Origin of the sequence: Kitasatospora sp. NBC_00039, assembly GCF_045160625.1 — a bacterium.
Taxonomy (GTDB): Bacteria; Actinomycetota; Actinomycetes; order Streptomycetales; family Streptomycetaceae; genus Kitasatospora.
Map to the genome: position 1 here is coordinate 703,854 of NZ_CP108290.1, position 15,522 is coordinate 719,375.

At 72.6% G+C, this 15,522-nt stretch carries 17 protein-coding genes; 8 read left to right on the top strand and 9 right to left on the bottom strand.

Going from position 1 to position 15,522, the window contains the following annotated elements; all coding sequences use genetic code 11:
• The first annotated feature begins 21 nt into the window (after nt 1–21).
• From OG286_RS39235 to OG286_RS39245, 3 genes are all read left to right on the top strand, one after another.
• Nucleotides 22–834, top strand: coding sequence for an ATP-binding cassette domain-containing protein (locus OG286_RS39235; RefSeq protein ID WP_331742269.1), 813 nt, complete (start codon nt 22–24; stop codon nt 832–834).
• A 67-nt stretch (nt 835–901) separates the two neighbouring features.
• Nucleotides 902–2,218 (top strand): hypothetical protein, encoded by a 1,317-nt coding sequence (locus OG286_RS39240; RefSeq protein WP_331742271.1) that lies wholly within the window; start codon nt 902–904, stop codon nt 2,216–2,218.
• Nucleotides 2,215–2,808, top strand: coding sequence for a hypothetical protein (locus OG286_RS39245; RefSeq protein WP_331742273.1), 594 nt, complete (start codon nt 2,215–2,217; stop codon nt 2,806–2,808). Before OG286_RS39240 ends, OG286_RS39245 begins: the two co-directional genes overlap by 4 nt.
• A 146-nt stretch (nt 2,809–2,954) precedes the next feature.
• Here the strand turns inward: OG286_RS39245 and OG286_RS39250 are convergent, their stop codons facing one another.
• A complete protein-coding gene (locus tag OG286_RS39250) occupies nt 2,955–3,164 on the bottom strand; it encodes a hypothetical protein (protein WP_331742276.1) in 210 nt (69 codons plus the stop codon).
• A gap of 70 nt (nt 3,165–3,234) precedes the next feature.
• Nucleotides 3,235–4,437 (bottom strand): erythromycin esterase family protein, encoded by a 1,203-nt coding sequence (locus OG286_RS39255; RefSeq protein WP_331742279.1) that lies wholly within the window; start codon nt 4,435–4,437, stop codon nt 3,235–3,237.
• 58 nt (nt 4,438–4,495) lie between these two features.
• Here OG286_RS39255 and OG286_RS39260 point away from each other — a divergent pair, with 58 nt between their 5' ends.
• On the top strand, nt 4,496–5,263 hold the full coding sequence (locus OG286_RS39260; RefSeq protein ID WP_331742282.1) for a TioE family transcriptional regulator: 768 nt from the start codon (nt 4,496–4,498) through the stop codon (nt 5,261–5,263).
• A 149-nt stretch (nt 5,264–5,412) separates the two neighbouring features.
• Here the strand turns inward: OG286_RS39260 and OG286_RS39265 are convergent, their stop codons facing one another.
• The 4 genes from OG286_RS39265 to OG286_RS39280 all read right to left on the bottom strand — a co-directional run bounded on the left by OG286_RS39265 (nt 5,413) and on the right by OG286_RS39280 (nt 9,103).
• The gene (locus OG286_RS39265) at nt 5,413–6,588 is read right to left on the bottom strand and encodes a DNA gyrase subunit B (RefSeq protein ID WP_331742285.1); all 1,176 of its coding nucleotides are present in this window, start codon (nt 6,586–6,588) and stop codon (nt 5,413–5,415) included.
• Nucleotides 6,589–6,891: 303 nt separating this feature from the next.
• The gene (locus OG286_RS39270; protein ID WP_331742288.1) at nt 6,892–7,275 is read right to left on the bottom strand and encodes a delta-60 repeat domain-containing protein; all 384 of its coding nucleotides are present in this window, start codon (nt 7,273–7,275) and stop codon (nt 6,892–6,894) included.
• A gap of 252 nt (nt 7,276–7,527) precedes the next feature.
• Nucleotides 7,528–7,902: a hypothetical protein gene (locus tag OG286_RS39275; RefSeq protein ID WP_331742291.1), complete on the bottom strand. Its 375-nt coding sequence runs from the start codon at nt 7,900–7,902 to the stop codon at nt 7,528–7,530.
• Nucleotides 7,903–8,143: 241 nt separating this feature from the next.
• Nucleotides 8,144–9,103 carry a chlorophyllase gene (locus tag OG286_RS39280; protein WP_331742294.1) on the bottom strand — a complete coding sequence of 320 codons (960 nt, stop codon included), beginning with the start codon at nt 9,101–9,103 and terminating at the stop codon, nt 8,144–8,146.
• Nucleotides 9,104–9,268: 165 nt separating this feature from the next.
• Between OG286_RS39280 and OG286_RS39285 the strand changes: the two genes are divergently transcribed.
• Nucleotides 9,269–9,868, top strand: coding sequence for a TetR/AcrR family transcriptional regulator (locus OG286_RS39285; protein WP_331742676.1), 600 nt, complete (start codon nt 9,269–9,271; stop codon nt 9,866–9,868).
• A 534-nt stretch (nt 9,869–10,402) separates the two neighbouring features.
• Here OG286_RS39285 and OG286_RS39290 read toward each other — a convergent pair.
• From OG286_RS39290 to OG286_RS39300, 3 genes are all read right to left on the bottom strand, one after another.
• Complete coding sequence (locus OG286_RS39290; protein WP_331742297.1) at nt 10,403–11,278, bottom strand: SDR family oxidoreductase; 876 nt, start codon at nt 11,276–11,278, stop codon at nt 10,403–10,405.
• 158 nt (nt 11,279–11,436) lie between these two features.
• Nucleotides 11,437–11,904, bottom strand: coding sequence for a hypothetical protein (locus OG286_RS39295; protein ID WP_331742300.1), 468 nt, complete (start codon nt 11,902–11,904; stop codon nt 11,437–11,439).
• A gap of 150 nt (nt 11,905–12,054) precedes the next feature.
• Complete coding sequence (locus tag OG286_RS39300; protein ID WP_331742303.1) at nt 12,055–12,573, bottom strand: MarR family transcriptional regulator; 519 nt, start codon at nt 12,571–12,573, stop codon at nt 12,055–12,057.
• A 391-nt stretch (nt 12,574–12,964) separates the two neighbouring features.
• On the opposite strand from OG286_RS39300, the gene OG286_RS39305 reads away from it, so the two are divergent.
• The 3 genes from OG286_RS39305 to OG286_RS39315 all read left to right on the top strand — a co-directional run bounded on the left by OG286_RS39305 (nt 12,965) and on the right by OG286_RS39315 (nt 15,472).
• Nucleotides 12,965–14,110 carry a hypothetical protein gene (locus OG286_RS39305; RefSeq protein ID WP_331742306.1) on the top strand — a complete coding sequence of 382 codons (1,146 nt, stop codon included), beginning with the start codon at nt 12,965–12,967 and terminating at the stop codon, nt 14,108–14,110.
• Nucleotides 14,107–14,505, top strand: a complete 399-nt coding sequence (locus tag OG286_RS39310; RefSeq protein WP_331742309.1) for a hypothetical protein — start codon at nt 14,107–14,109, stop codon at nt 14,503–14,505. The genes OG286_RS39305 and OG286_RS39310 overlap by 4 nt, the downstream gene beginning before the upstream one ends.
• A 442-nt stretch (nt 14,506–14,947) precedes the next feature.
• Complete coding sequence (locus tag OG286_RS39315; RefSeq protein ID WP_331742312.1) at nt 14,948–15,472, top strand: hypothetical protein; 525 nt, start codon at nt 14,948–14,950, stop codon at nt 15,470–15,472.
• Nucleotides 15,473–15,522: the final 50 nt, after the last annotated feature.

Here is a 15,522-nt window from a genome sequence, read left to right on the forward strand (position 1 = left end):
CGCACAGCGAGGAGACACGCCATGCCCGGAATCGGTACCGCGAGCGAGCTGGCCCCCACCGGTTACGCCCATCACATCCAGGCCCACGGGCTGACCGTGCGGCGGGGCCGCCGCGCCGCGGTCGACGGGATCGACCTGAACCTGGGCACCGGTGTGCACGGACTGCTCGGTCCCAACGGGGCGGGCAAGACCACCCTGATCCGCACGCTCGCCACCGTTCTCCACCCGCACAGCGGCGACCTGGAACTCCTGGGCAGCGCCCGTCGCAGCCGTGGCGAACTGCGCGAACTCCGCCGCCGACTGGGCTACCTGCCGCAAGCCTTCGGGCACTACCGGCGCTTCACGGTACGCGAGTTCGTCGAGTACATGGCCTGGCTCAAGGAGGTGCCCCGCCGCAGGACCGCCGACGCGGTGCAGCACGCCATCGACCGGGTCGACCTGACCGGCCGGGCCGATGACCGCATGGGCTCGCTCTCCGGCGGCATGCTGCGCCGGGCCGGCATCGCCCAGGCGATCGTCAACGACCCCGACATCCTGCTGCTCGACGAGCCCACCGTGGGCCTGGACCCCGCCCAGCGCATGGAGTTCCGCGCCCTGCTGCGCGACATCGGCGCCCAGTCCTGCGTCCTGGTCTCCACCCACCTCGTCGAGGACGTCGGCGCCGCCTGCGCCGGCGTCGTGCTGATGGACGAGGGCAGCACGGTCTTCGCGGGTCACATCGACCACCTCCGTGTCGCGGGCACCGACGCCGACCCGGGCGACAGCGACTTCGAGCGCGGCTATTCCGCCCTCCTGCGCCGGCACCGCGAGGGCAAGGTCGGCGCCCGGGGGTAGGCGGCGCGGCCTGATCCCCTTCCGACCCCCCTGTATGTCCTGATCCACCCGACTACTGGAGACTGCGATGTTCCGAATGGTGCGCCTGGAGGCGAAGCGCTCGGTCGCCCTGGCGTTGTTCCTGGCGCTGGCCGCCCTGACCCGGGTCTTCCTCTGGATGGACGTCCAGCAATGGGCGGCCAGCTGGACCCCTCTGGTCTACTCGATGCGGGGGACCGCCTGGATCGGGCTGCCGGTGGTGCTGGCCGCCGCGATCTGGCACGGCGGGCGTGAGCAGCGCGGAGAGGTCTCCGAGCTGTTCGCCGCCACGCCACGGCCGCGCTCGGTCCGGTTGCTGCCCGCCTTCCTGGTCATCGTCGGCACGGCGGTGCTCGCCGTGGCGGCGGTGGTCGGATGGGCGGCGGTCGTGGTCAGCGGGCACGCGACCTTCAGCGACGGTGCGTGGCCACTTGGCCTTGCAGTGGGACTTGTCGCCGTCGCCGCCGTCGCCCTGCTGGGGCTGGGCATCGGACGTGCGGTGCCGGCGCCGGTCGCGGCGCCGCTGGGCGCGGTGTTGCTGTTCCTGATCCTGACGGTGAGCCAGGCACGGGACGGCCGGCCGGCCAACCGTCTGGTGGACACCGTGCTCCCGATGCTGCCGGTGACGGACGACTTCCACCGGCTGCTGCCCTCGTTGTCCGCGGCCCAGGGCATCTGGTTCGCCTCCCTCGGCGCCACCGGCGTGCTGCTGGCCGTTGCGGTCACCACGCGAGCCCGGTTGCTGGCCCTGACGCCGGCCTTGGCCGGCGTGGTCCTCGGGACGCTGGTGGCGCCATCGGGCGCGATCGTCCCCGCCCCGCAGGCCACCGCCCTGGTCTGTGCACCGCACGACGGCCGGATCTGCGTCACCAAGGTGCACAGCAACACGCTGCCCGATCTCATGGCTCCCGCCCAGAAGGTGCTCGACGCCTTCGCCGACGTGCCGGGCGGCCCGAGGAGGGTGCAGGAGGACCCGGTGAGCTGGATGCTCGACGACGGCAGGACGGCGGCCGCCGCGGATCTCGACACGGTCCGCCTCCAGCTCCCGTACCGGACCCAGGAGGGCGGCATCCGGTGGGACCCGGCCACGGTCCTCACCCTGCTGGTCCACAACGCCACGGTCGACATCGGCTGCTATGCCGGGGACCGGGAACGGACCCGCGCGAGCGACGCCTCCGGTGCGATCACCGCGCTGCTTCTCGACACCCCCACCGACAAGCTGAGCCCCGCGGCCCGCACGGCGTACGAAACGCTGCGCGCGCTGCCTGCCGAGGAGCGCCGTCAGCGGATCGGGGACGGCAGGAGGGCCGGACTGACCTGCGGGGACGCGCTGGCCGTCGTCATGGGACAGGGAGCGGGCCGATGACCGGGGATCTTCGCGGCGTCGTGCTGCACCTGCGCAGCCGGGGGATCCCGGCGACCGTACTGGCCTATCTCGCCGCGGCCGGGCTCACCTGGGCCGGGTACCTGACGGACGACCCGACGACGTCTCGCATGGTCGGCCTGATCGCCGTCGTGCTGGGCGTCGCCGCCACCGCCCGCACCCTCGCCGGCCCGGACGAGGAACTGGAACGCGGCACACCCGTCCCCTGGCGGCTGATCCGCGCCGTCCACCTGACGCTGCTCGGTGCGGTCCTCCTCGGTCTGCTCGCCGCCGTCCACCTGATCGCCGGTCAACCGGCGCGCGCCGTTCCGTGGGGCAACCTCGTGGAGGCCGTCCTGGCACTCACCGCGTTGACCGCCCTCACCGCGGTGGTGCTCGGGGCCCACGCGGCCTGGGTCCCCTCCATCGGCTGGGCCCTGCTCATGCTGGCGCTGGGGCCTCGGATCACCCTCGACGGACAGGTACTGACCTGGATGGTCCAGGAACCCCGCACCGTCACCTCCACCACGACGGCCGCCTGCCTGACCGTTGTAGGTGCCGCCGCCTACATCCAGCGCGGAAGCCGCCGCTGAGCCGGCCGCGCACGGCCCTCCGGCCGCGGCAACGGCGGCCGTCGCGGTGCCGGCGGCTGACACCGGGTGGGCGGCGTCCAACGGCACCCGGCCGGCCATCGGCCTCGGCTCGCCGAAGACGCGCATAGGTTCTCGGGGCCCTCCACCTACGGCCTGGTCATCGCGGTGTTCAGTCTCAGCGGCCTCATCGGCACGATCGTCGTCGGGCGGATCCGGCTGAAGCGTCCCGGAACGAGCGCGATGGTGTTCAACGCGCTCTTCACGACCGTGCCGCTCGTGCTGCTCTCGCCGTTCTCACTGTGGTGGGTGGTGGCCGGATACATGATCGCGGGATTCGCGATGATGCCCTTCGACACGCGCCTGCACACCGCGCTGCAACGCCAGTCCCCCCGTCGGTCCGCGGCCGGGGCCGGACCCTTGGAGGTGCTAGCTCTGGGCGATGTCCTTGGCGAACACCATGCCGTCAATGCTCGCGAGGTGGGCCGGGTCGAGCGGGGCGTAGCCGAACCAGGGGGAGACGCGGGGCGCGGGCCGCGTGTCGCCGAGGGCGGCGGCCAGCCGCGGGGCGTCGATGACGCAGCGGTCCTGCGGGAGTGCGTACAGGAGTCCTTCGAGGGTGTCCGGCGGCGGGGTGTCCACTCCCCGGTGGCGGATCGTGCCCAGGGCCGTGGCCACGAAGGCGTACTCCTGGCCGAGCCGGGCGTTCACCAGCGCGCCGGCGCTCCACCACTCCAGACGGACCCCACCCATCCGCACCGAGCTCTTCTCCCGCTGGAGGTGGGAGTTGTGGGCGTGGACGAGTGTCGGGCCCCGGTCGGCGAGGGCGAGGAGGTTGTGGGCCATCATCTGGTCCCGCAGGCCCACCAGCCTGGTCATGCGGGCCGGTGAGGTGTCGGCCATCCAGTGGTGGTAGCGCAGCAGACCGGTGGCGGTGCGCCCGTACAGGCGGGCCCGGTCCCACGCGTCCGGCGAGTCCGCCGTGACCAGGTGCGGCGTCTGCGTGTCGAGCAGCGCCACCAGATCGTCGGCGAGCAGCCGCAGTCGACCGGCCTCGGCCGACTGCCCCACGGACCGGGCCGGGTCCGTCATCGCGGCGGGATCGGTCCAGCGGTCGTCGGCGCCGAGCAGGCGGTCGAGTGTTGTCGCGGTGCAGGGGAGCAGCTTCGCGTCCACCCGGGCCGCGAGGTAGCCGTGGAGGGCGGTGAGGGCCTGCCGGGGGCTCGCGGCGCCGGTGATCTCCAGGGGGCCGTCGACGCCGGCGAAACGGAGCCGTTCGGACGCGGGCCGGCCTTCGTTGTACGCCCGTGCCCAGCGCACGAGTTCGCGGTTGGCCGCGGAAACCCCCCACTCGTGGCTGAATCCGCGCGCCATGACGTCGTCGAGGCTGCCCGTGGCCGACGTGACGTGGTCGTCCACGACCAGGCCCATCATGCAGTCGCTCTCGATCGCGATCGTCCGGTAGCCCTCCTGCTCGACGAGTTGCCGGAAGAGCTCGTTGCGCAGGTCGAGCAGCGCGTCCTCGCCGTGGGTGGGCTCGCCCAGGGCGAGCAGCCGGGGCCGGGCCGGGAGCAGCCTCATGACGGAGGCGGCGTCGACGGCATGGGCGACGTCCTTGATGTCAGTAGCCATGCCTTCAACGCTATCGTTGAACCCTCGGTTGAGGCTTTGCCGCGATATCGTCGCTCTCATGGGGAGAAACCTTCAAACAGGGGGGCGACTGAGGCCGGTTGATCTGGCGCGCGGGCACGGCCTGTCCACACAGGCGGTCAGGAACTACGAGGCGGCCGGCATCCTTCCGGCCGCCGACCGCACACCCCACGGCTACCGCACCTACACCTCGCTGCACGCGGGAGCCCTGCGTGCGTTTCTCGCCCTGGTGCCCGGCCACGGCCACCAGACGGCGACGTCGATCATGCGGGCCGTCAACGAGGGCGCGGTCGACGGGGCGTTGCGCCTCATCGACGAGAGTCACGCCCAGCTCCTCGACGACCGGCGGACCCTCCAGGCCGTGGAGAGCGCCCTCCGTGACCTGAAACCCACCACCGCGCCCGAGACCGGTGCGGGGCCCGGGCCGGTCGCGGGGTCCGGGCCCATCGCGGTGTCCTCCCCCGGAGGCACGTTCATCGGCCCGCTGGCTGGGAAGCTCGGCGTCCGGCCCGCGACGCTGCGCAAATGGGAGAGCGCCGGGCTGGTGCGCCCGCGCCGCGACCCGCAGACCGGCTACCGCGTCTACGACGAGGCCGACGTACGGGACGCCCGGCTGGTTCACCAGCTGAGGCGGGGCGGCTACCTGCTGGAGCAGATCGCCCCGCTGATCGCCCAGGTGCGGGCGGCCGGCGGGCTGGAACCGCTGGAGGCCGCGCTGTCCGACTGGCACGGCCGGCTGTCCGCCCGCGGGCGGGCGATGCTGACCGGGGCCGCGGAGCTGGAGGCGTACCTCCGCGAGCGCGGATGAGACACCGGTCGCCGGCCGAAGACCGGCGTCGAGGAGTGCGAGGGCGTCGAGGGCGTTGAGGACCGGGCCGAGGGGGCCGATCCGGCCCGTATGGGGCAGACAGCCCTGCCGGCTCCGTTGCCGGAACCGGCGGGGCGGTCTGTTGCCGGTCAGTCCCGGCGGGTGCCCTGGGTGATCCGGCCGATGACGGCCGCGGCCTGCTCCGGGTGCCGCTCCAGCCATTGGCCGAGGTGTTCTTGGACGGCCTGTCCGACGCAGGCACGCACAGCGGTGTTGCCCAGCCGGTCACGCATGGCGCCCTCGAACTCGGGATGGTCCAGCTTCACCGACACGACCGCGGTCAGGCCCTCGCCGATCCGGTCGGTGCTGAGATCGGGGTCCGCCGGCGTCAGCAGGCGCCGCTCCCGCGCGTAGGCGTTGACCGCGGCCGCCAGTCCGTCGCGCAAGCCCATCGTGTGCGTGCCGCCGGCGGGGGTGGGCCGGCAGTTGGCGAAGCTGTGGACCCGCTCCTGACGGGAGCCGCACCACCGCAGGGCCACCTCCATCGTCCCGGCCATCCGCGGCTCCTCCCGCTCGAAGCCGAGGACGTCCGGGGGAACGAGCCCCTCCGCCTGCTCGTCGAGGAAGGCGACGAAGTCCCGCACCCCGCCCGAGAACCGGAACCGCGCCGAGCGGGACCGGGCCGGGCGGCGCTCGTCGGTCAGCGAGATGTCCAGGCCCCGGTTCAGGAAGGCGAGCTCCCGGTAGCGCTCCGCCAGGCCGTCGAACGAGCACTGCACCGTTCCGAAGACGTCGGGGTCGGGCCAGAAGACGAGGGTGGTCCCGCTTCCGGTGGCCCGCCCTGCCTGCGCGAGCGGGGTGAGCGCGACACCGCGCGCGTACTCCTGGACCCAGCGCGCTCCTTCGCGGCGCACCTCGGCCGTCAGACGGCTCGACAGGACGTTGGCGACGAAGGGGGCCATGCCGTAGTAGCCGAGCGTCACGTCGTGGCGGCCGCCGGGTGCCATTCCGGTGGGCATGCGGGTCAGCAGGGTTTCGAGGCCGGGGCCGCCGGAGCCCCCGGCGTCCGCGGAGTCCTCGACGGGGATGCCCGGTCCGTCGTCGCTGACGCGCACACCGCCGCCGGGTGTGAGGGTGGTGTCGACGCGCCCGGCGCGGCCTGCCAGGACGTCGTTCACCGCCCGGCCGGCGACCTCGAACACCAGGTTCTGCAGGCCACGTTCACTGGTGGAGCCGATGTACATCCCGGGCCGCTTCCGAACCGCTTCCCTCCCCTCCAACACCTGGATCCGGCTGGCGTCGTACCCGGTGACTTCCTTGCTCACGATGTCCCCTCCGAAGGTGCCCGGCAGAGCCCCCCAGCTTAGGCGAATCCCGGGAAAACGCCAGGTCAGGACAGGTTTGCCGAGGGCGTTGACGGCCGTGTGAGCGCCCGTCCGCAGGCAGTCGGCCCCGGGGCCGCGAACTGCCGCGGATCGCGGCCGCGGGCCCGGCGAAGCCGCGTACGAGACCGTTCCCGGCGGCTCCGAGGTCCCCGATTCCGTCGGTTTTCGCGTCGGCCCGGGACACCCCTCGCGCCGGGGCCGGGAGCCCTCGACCGCCGGCTGTTTCGGCAGTCCGGGGTGGTGTCAGTCGAGTCGGTAGCGGGCCAGGCAGACGTCGCGGCCGGTGGTGGTGCGGTCGCACTCGCCGGCGGCGATCAGCCCGTCGTGACCGGCCAGGGCGATGTCGTAGATCTCGTTGTCGCCGCCGGCGGTGCCGGTCGGGGTGAGGGTGAAGCCGTCGGTGCCGAACCCGGGGTCGGGTGTGCCGTTCTCCAGGTAACGGCCGACCAGGAAGCTGCTGTCGACGAGGAACTCGGTGGCGGCGGCGCTGCCGCCGACGAGGATCCGTCCGTCGGGCTGGATGACCAGGCCTTCAACATGAGCTGATACAGAAGAACAAGAAGGCCCTTGACGAGGTCCTCGGCAGTCGGGCGGCGCAGTTGAAGAAGGCCCAGGACGTGCTGGCACGCCGGTGACTGCGGCGGCGCCGTAGGCCGGCCTCCCGGACGCCCACGCGTCTCGCCACTGCTCCGGCATGGCGGCACCGCGGCGGCGCGAGGTGCCTGGCGGCCGGGGTCAGGCGCGTGGCTCCGGTGCCCGGGAACGGTGGTGACGTCGGCCTGGTGGCGTCCGGATCGTTCGGTGGGTGAGTCTGATCGAGACGGTTCCAGGGCTCGTCGAGCTCGTCGTCCAGGCGGCAGGGGCGTCGCGACTCCTCCTTCACAGTGGGGTGAGGATGTCCTGGTGCGCCCCGTCGAGGACGAAGCCGTTGTCCAGCCGGACCCGGACCGTCACCCGCCTCCCCTGCTCCCGGTACGCGGCCCACTCCGGCTCCAGCGCGGCGATCTCCGCCTCCAGCCGCTTCCGGCTCGCCTCCGGCATGGTGTGCCCGTAGTCCTCGAAGAGCGCTTTGAGCCGCTGGTACTCGCGGACCTCCTCGCTTTCCGGGAGTTCCCCGTCCACCCGCTCGACGGTGCCCTCGATCCCGGCTCCCAGCGAGAGGAACCCGACGACGGCCCCGGGCTCCCCGGTGACCGCGTCACCGATCCCGAGCTCCTCGGCCAACCTGACGCGCCGGCCTTCTTCCAGGGTCATCCGTTCTCTGCCTCTCCATCGATCGGTGCCGCCGGCCCAGCCGGCCCGCGGCCCCGGCCATTATCCGCCGGGCGCGCCAGCGCGCCGGGCTCTCGGCGGGGGGATCAGGACCTTCCTGCCCGGCGGGTGGACAGACTTCGGCGACCGGGGCCGAACATCCGCTCGTCATCTCAACGTGCTGAAGGACTTCGCACGACCGTTCCCGCCCCGCCGGTGAACAACGTCCTGTCCTTGCGGCCTCCTACTTGGAGTCGACCCGCCCGAGCGGGTCGGGGCCGGCCGTGAGCGCGTCACGCGCCGTCTGCCACGCGGGATCCCCGGGGTGGAATGCGGTGCGGAGGTAGGCCCAGGTGAGCCGCTGGACCACTGCGACCCGCTCCGGGTTCTCGTCCGTGGTCTCGGCGACGTCGTATCCGGAGACCCCGCCGAGCCCGTGCTCCGCGTCGAAGAGGGTGAGCAGGGACTTGGGGCCGGGGGAGAGGACGTACGGATCGGTGTGCCATTCCGGGCCACGGACCGTCAGGTGGCCGGAGGCGTCCTTGTCGCCGGCGACCACGAGGGTGGGCGTCGTCATCCCGGAGAAGTCCGTGGTCGAGAGGAAGGGGTAGTTCTCGGCCACGAACGTGGTGAGCGCGTCGCCGCCCCTGCCGGGCGCGGCGAGCAGGACACCCGCCTTGATCCGGGGCTCGGCCAGGTCCGCCACCGTTCCGTCGTGCGGGTCGGTGAGCCGCGCGCCCAGCAGCAGGCTCGCGGTGTGTCCGCCCATGGAGTGCCCGGCCACGGCGACCCTGCTGTGGTCCAGGCGCCCGAGGAGCTGCGGGACGGCGGCCTCGATCGCGTCGAGCCGGTCGAGGATGTGCCGCAGGTCCTCGGCCCGCGAGCGCCAGTACATCGGAGCCCCCGGGGTCCCGGGATCCAGACTCAGCGTGCTGGAGCTCAGATGGGTGGGCTGGATGACGGCGAAGCCGTGCGCCGCCCAGAAGTTGACGAGGGGCGCGTAGCCGTTCAGCGAGGAGAGGTTGTTCGAGTGGCCCTGACCGTGCGAGAGGAGGACGACCGGTAGGTCGCTCCCGGTCACCGGCACGGAGACCCGCACCTGCAGATCGACGGCCCGGCCGGGAGCCGGCAGCACGACCGGACTGACCGACAGGACCGGTGTGGGCGGGCCGAGGATGTCGGCGGTGTGGGAAGACTCGCTCATGATGCATGTGTCCCTTCAACGGCCTCTGCTGCCGGTCCCATCGGGCCGGCGGCGGTCGAGGCGGGCGGGAGTGTCCGGCTTCACCTGCGGTAGAGTCGGAACGTTGTTCCGCTTAACGTACGGAACAATGTTCCGCTTCGTCAACTGTCATGGGAGGAGAGCGTGGTGCCCAGTTCCAGCCCGTCCGGTGAGGTGCCCGCCCGAAGCAGGCGGGCCGACGCGCTGCGCAACCAGCAGACGTTGCTTGCCGCCGCTGCCGAGGTCTTCGTCACCTCCGGCGTCGACGCCCCGATCCGTGAGATCGCGGCCAGGGCGGGCGTCGGTCTTGGGACGATCTACCGGCACTTCCCGACCCGGGCGGACCTCGTCGTCGCCGTCTACCGCCACCAGGTCGAGGCCTGCGCCGAAGCCGGCCCGACGCTGCTGGCCGGCTCGGACTCCCCCCTCGCGGCACTGCGGCAGTGGGCCGGCCTCTTCGTCGACTTCCTGGTCACGAAGCACGGACTCGCCAACGCGATGCAATCGGACAGCAGCGGGTTCCTGGCGCTGCACACCTACTTCCTCGACCGCCTGGTACCCGTCTGCGCTCAGCTGCTCGACGCCGCGGTCGACGCCGGCGAGATCGGCCCGGGCACCCAGGCCTACGAACTGATGCGCGGCATCGGCAACCTCTGCATCGGACGCGACAGCGACCCGCGCTACGACCCCCGCCGATTGGTCGGACTGCTTCTTCAGGGGCTTCGGCCCGAGCGGTCAGCACCCTGACGCCGACGACATCCCATGGACCGGCCGGGCCCGCGTCCGGCTCGGCCGCGGAACACGCCGGCGGCCGCCGTGCGGCCGGTCTCAGGGATCGGTCGTCACACCGCAGGAGTCGGTGGCCACATCGCAGGAGTCGGCGACCGGTTCGATGTTCCGGGGCCGGCGCGGGCGATGCGCCCGAGCCGGCCCCGGAACGCCCGGCACTCGTTGTCGTCGAGCGCCGCGAGGAGCCCGTCCTCGGCCTCCCGGACCCGCTGCTGCAGGAGTTGGAGGGTGCGGACGCCCTGAGTCGTGGCGACGATCTTACGCCGGCGCCGGTCGGCACAGGGTGCCGCACGGTCGCGGCCGAGGGGCCGGTCGGCCCGCAGGGATGCGGGCCGACCGGCGGGCCGTGCCGGTGCGCGCCGGCACCCCGGCACTCTGCCCCGGCCTGATCGCCAGGCTACGACCGAGGGGCTTGAGATGGCCGGGCTCTCCAGGAGACCGGTCGGTCGAGCCCGAGCGCGTGCCGCTGAGGCGGTCGTGTTGCCGGGTCGGTCATCGGCCCTGTCGGCGGAAGTGGTCGCCGTGTTCGCGCAGGAAGGCGTCCAGGCTGCGGGGCGGGCGGCCGAGGATGTCGGTGACGGTGGTGGTGGGGGTCTCGGGCCGGGCGACGGCGAGTTGCTGGATCTCCGTCACGTGGTCGGCGAGCCAGGTCGGCATGTGGGCGTGGTGGACGAGGCTGTCGCGCAGTTCGTTCGGGCTGAGGTTGACGTAGCGGATCTCCCTGCCGGTCAGGGCGGACAGCCGGGAGGCGAGTTCGGGGTGGGACACGGCTTCCGGGCCGGTGAGGGTGTACGTGTTGCCGGCGATGTCGGGCCTGGTGAGCGCGGCGGCGGCGACGTCGCCGATGTCGCGGCAGTCGACGTAGTTGCAGGGCGCGTCGCCCATCGTGCCGAGGATGACGCCCTGGGCGAGGGTGGGCGCCGGCCGCAGGAGGTTCTGCATGAACGCGTAGGGGCGCAGGACGGTGTGGGTGAGCCCCGAGGCGCGCAGGTGGTCCTCGACGGCGCGGTGTCCGCGGGATATGGCGACGGGGGAGTCGGGTTCGGCTGCGGGCGCGGAGATCTTGACGATGTGCCCGATGCCGGAGTGGGCGGCGATGTCGATGACACGGGTTTCGAGTTCGACCTGGGCGGGGCTGTTGGCCATGGCGAGGAAGAGCCCGCTCGCGCCCTCGAAGGCGGCGCGCAGCGAGTGGGGGTCGGCGGCGTCGGCGTACCGGACCTCGACAGGCGGACGGTGTGCGCCGGTAAGACCGGGCAGCGGCCGCTGCGGGGTACGGGTCAGCGCACGAACGGGTTCGCCGAGTGCGAGGAGGCTGTGGAGAAGGGCGTTCCCGGTGGTTCCGGTCGCTCCCATGACAACGATCATCGGTGTTCTCACTTCCTGGTGGGTTTCCTGGTGGGTTCCCGGCGGCGGGTGCCGCCGGGGTGGGCCCGGCCGGGCCCGGGCTCGCGGGGCGGGCAGTCGGGCAGGCGGGCAGGCGGGCAGTCGGACGGGCAGTCGGGCAGGTCCGGTGCCGCGGTGGGCTATGGCCGGGATGCAGTGGTGATGATGCTGCGCCAGCGCAGGGTGACGATGGTGGTGGCGAGGGCTGCGGAGACGGGCAGGTCGATGCGCAGGCGTTCCAGCCAGGGGCCGGCCGGGGCCGGGGTGTGGGCGGGCAGCCATCGGGCGGCGAGCCACCCCAGCAGAGCCGCTGCGCCGGCGGCGGTGACCACGAGTACGGCGGTCAGGGCGACGCGCGGTACGGCGGTGGTCCACCGCCGCGGCTTCCCGCCGTGCACCAGCCAGGCGCCGACCAGGAACGCCACCACGGCGGAGGTGCCGGCGATGGAGGTGCACGCCGCAACCGCCAGGTCCCGCTGGCCGGTGACGACCCCGGCGGTGCCGGCCATCAGGGCGGGGGCGGCGTAGGCGGTCAGTACCTCACGCCACAGGGTGAACGGCCGGGACGCCGCCCGGCTTCGGCCGGCTCTGTCCTTCATTGCGGGCATGCGGGCCTCTTTCTCGTCAGGGTGAGGAAAGCGAAGGGTTGCTGCCGGGTGGCCGGTGGACCTGCCGGCCAAAGAAATTAGGTGGCTAACTATATGTTCGTGAAAAAGGCCCTGCCCGGAGGGCGGGGCCGGGAAGGGCCGAGAACCGGGTCAGTCGGCAGCCAGGGCCGCACTGCCGCGCACCACGCGCGCGAGCAGATCGAGGAACACCGCGCGCTCCTCGACGCTGAGCCCGCCCACCATCGCCTCCAGTCGCCCGAAGTGCTCGGGTGCCATGTCGCGAAGGCGCTGCGCACCGCGCGCCGTCAGAACCGCCACCGTGCCCCGCCCGTCCTCCGCGGACGGGCGCCGGGCGATCAGTCCCTCGCGCTCAAGGCCGTCCAGCAGGCCGGTGATCGTGGCCCGGGATACGTCGAGGTCTGCCGCAAGGCGCGAAGGGGACTTCTCTCCGTCGTGGGCTTCGAGGTCGGCGAGCAGGCGGTAGCGCCCCGTCGACAGGCCGAACCTGGCGAAGTGCGCCTCGGCCGCCCGGCCGACCCGCGCACCCGCCGAGATCAGCCGCACCGCGACGAGCACCGCCTGCGGATCGGCCTCCAGGTCGTAGTGCTCGACCTGCCGCCTGGCCTGGTCCAGCGTGGGCACCTCGTCGTCGACCCCATCCCCCGTCATGTAGGTAATATGGCGGCTAATTACCTTGGTTGTCAAGGCGCCCCGGCGCCTGGCCGCCCTGGCCGGACCTGACCCCCCGGCGACCGGCTCGCCGACCCCCTCCGCGCCCGCTGTCCAGCGGCTCCGCGCTCCCGGTCCGCTGCGCCGACCCTGCCCCGGCAGCGTGTCGACCGTGCCTGCCACGGGAAGTATTCCCGCTCCGCCTGTGCCCCCCGAGGCCGGGACGCTCGACAGAGGGCCCAACTCCCGCGCGGTGTACACCTGTTGACGTATTTCCCGCCGAGGTCATCCGTGACCGTTGACCGCCGTGCCTCCCGACGGTTTGGCTCTCCTGAAGCCCGCCGCCGGGAGGGAGCCCGGTCGGGCGATCACGGGGGGAAGGACGGACCTCATGGCACGCAGCACCCGTACCACCCGCAACCGGTGGCCGGCCGTCGGTGGCAGCATCCTCGCGACCGCCGCCGTCCTCGCCGCGACCGCCGCACCCGCCCAGGCCGACCTGGCGCCGCGCGGCACCGTCCAGGTCAGCGTCGGGCTGAACGGCGCCGTGCCGGACAACCAGTCATGGAGTCGGGGGATCAGCGCCGACGGCCGCTACGCCCTGTTCACCTCGTGGGCCACGAACCTGGTGGCCCAGCCCGCGAAGAGCGGACGCGACGCCTATGTCCGCGACCTGCGGACCGGCCGCACCGAGCGGATCAACCTGTCCGACGACGGCGCCGTGCTGGACGGCTTCACCGGCTACGTCGCGATCAACGCCGACGGCCGGTACGTCGCCTTCGACAGCGACTCCGCGAACGTGGTGCCCGGCGTGCAGGTCCAGGGGCGCGACGAGGTGTACATCCGCGACCGGCGGACCGGCCGCACGGAGCTGGTCAGCGGTGGGCCCACCAGCACCGACACCGACCGGTTCCACGCCTCGTACGCGCCCTCGGTCAGCGCGAACGGCCGATACGTGGCCTTCGTCTCCAGCCGGACCGACCTCGTCCCCGGCCCCCAGGGCGGCGACCCGTCGCTGGCCAGGCCCTACACCTGGGACTACAACGTCTACGTCACCGACCGCTGGACCGGGAAGACCCGGCTGGTGACGCGCGGCGTCGACGGCAAGCCAGGCGACGGCATGTCCCTCAATCCGACGATCAGCGCGGACGGCCGCACCATCGGCTTCACCTCCTTCGCCGGCAACCTGCTGCCCGCCGAGCAGACCCCCGCCCTCGCCGCCCCGGCCGCCGAGGGCGCCGCCGCCGACGTGGAGCCGGCCCCGGGAATCGCCGCGGCCATGCCCCGCAGCGCCCGGGCGAGCCTGGTCCAGCCGGACCTGGCCCGGCCGACGACCGGCGCCTACTACACGTACGACGTGGACTCCGGCCGCATCGCCGCCGCGAGCCTCGATCTCGGCGGCCAGCTCGGCTACGCGAGCTTCGACGCGACGATCAGCCCCGACGGGCGGCGCGCGATCTACGCCCTGCCCGAGCCCGGCGGGTCCACCGGTACCACACCGTGCTGTACGTCCGGGGCCTCAGGAAGGGCACCGTGACGAAGATCAGCGGCGGCCTGCCCGGGACCACCTCGGTCGGCTCCTCCGACCACGGCCGGATCGCCGCCGACAACCGCTGGGTCTACTTCGCCTCCGCCGCCGACAACCTGGTGGCGGGCCCGCAGCGCCAGGGCTGGGACGTCTACCGCCAGGACCTGACGACCGGCCGCACCGAGCGGATCGCCACCGCGCCGGACGGTTCGCTCGGCAACGGTTCCTCGATCGACCCGGTCGTGGACGCCAACGGCTACACGGTGGTGTTCGGCTCGACCGGCGGAAACCTGCTCGCCGGCACCAATGGCCCGGCGACCACCGACTACCAGGTCTTCGCCCGCACCACCGGGAACCACGGCGACGGCGACGGTGACGACGACCGGGGTCAGGACGACGACTGACCGGAAGGGCTGGTCGCACCGCCAACTGCGAACTGCGAACTGCGAACTGCGAGGCGCGAGGCGATGCGCGTACGGGAGCGGGAGGGCGGGGCGGTGGTCGGCGGGCCGTGCGGTGGGGCGAATCGATCCGCCCCGCCGCACGACGGATGCGTTCACGTCTCCCTGATCCCGGCATAGCGTTCACCGTCGACCCAGTGCAACGATCAGGCTCCTGTCATTGCGTTAGAAGTGAGGCGATTGCAACGATATTACCGCTGTGGCCTGCATTAACAGTGTTTCCGTGCAACTGTCTTGTTGTGTGAAGCCTGAAGGCAACGTAGCGTTTCCATCGTCAGAAACAGCGGCAGCGGGTCGTGGGCCGGTGCCCCGGGCGGTGCGCCCTCCGGTCTCGCAGACCGACGGGCGCGCGGTGCGCGGGTGGGCCATCAACAGGGGGCGGATCATGGAGACAGTGCAGAGCCGGCAGCAGGCGGCACCCGGAGCCGTCACGGCCTTCGCCCGCTTCGTTCTCTTCGGCGGCTCGGTGGGGCTGGCTTCCGGCTTCGCCGTGACGGCCCTCGCCTCCTGGATTCCCTGGATCCTGGCCAACGCCGTGATCACCGTGGTCTCCACGCTCCTCGCCACCGAGTTGCACGCCCGCTTCACCTTCGACGCGGGCGGGCGCGCGACGTGGCACCAGCACGCCCAGTCGGCCGGGTCGGCGGCAGCGGCGTACGCGGTGACCTGCCTGGCGATGCTTGCCCTGCAGCAGGTGACGGCGGCGCCCGGTGCGTTGCTTCAGCAGGCCGTCTACCTCACGGCCTCCGCACTCGCCGGCGTCGCGCGCTTCGCGGTGCTGCGCCTGGTCGTCTTCACGCGGAGCCGCTCGCAGGCCGCAACCACCGTCCGCCATGCCCCTCCCGTGCACGCGACCGTAGCCCTCACCTCGCCCCCGACCGGCCCCGGGGCACTCTGCCGCGCAGCCTGAACGTTTCCCCGGGGCAGGCACGGGACCATCCGGTCTTCGCAGGGAGCCTG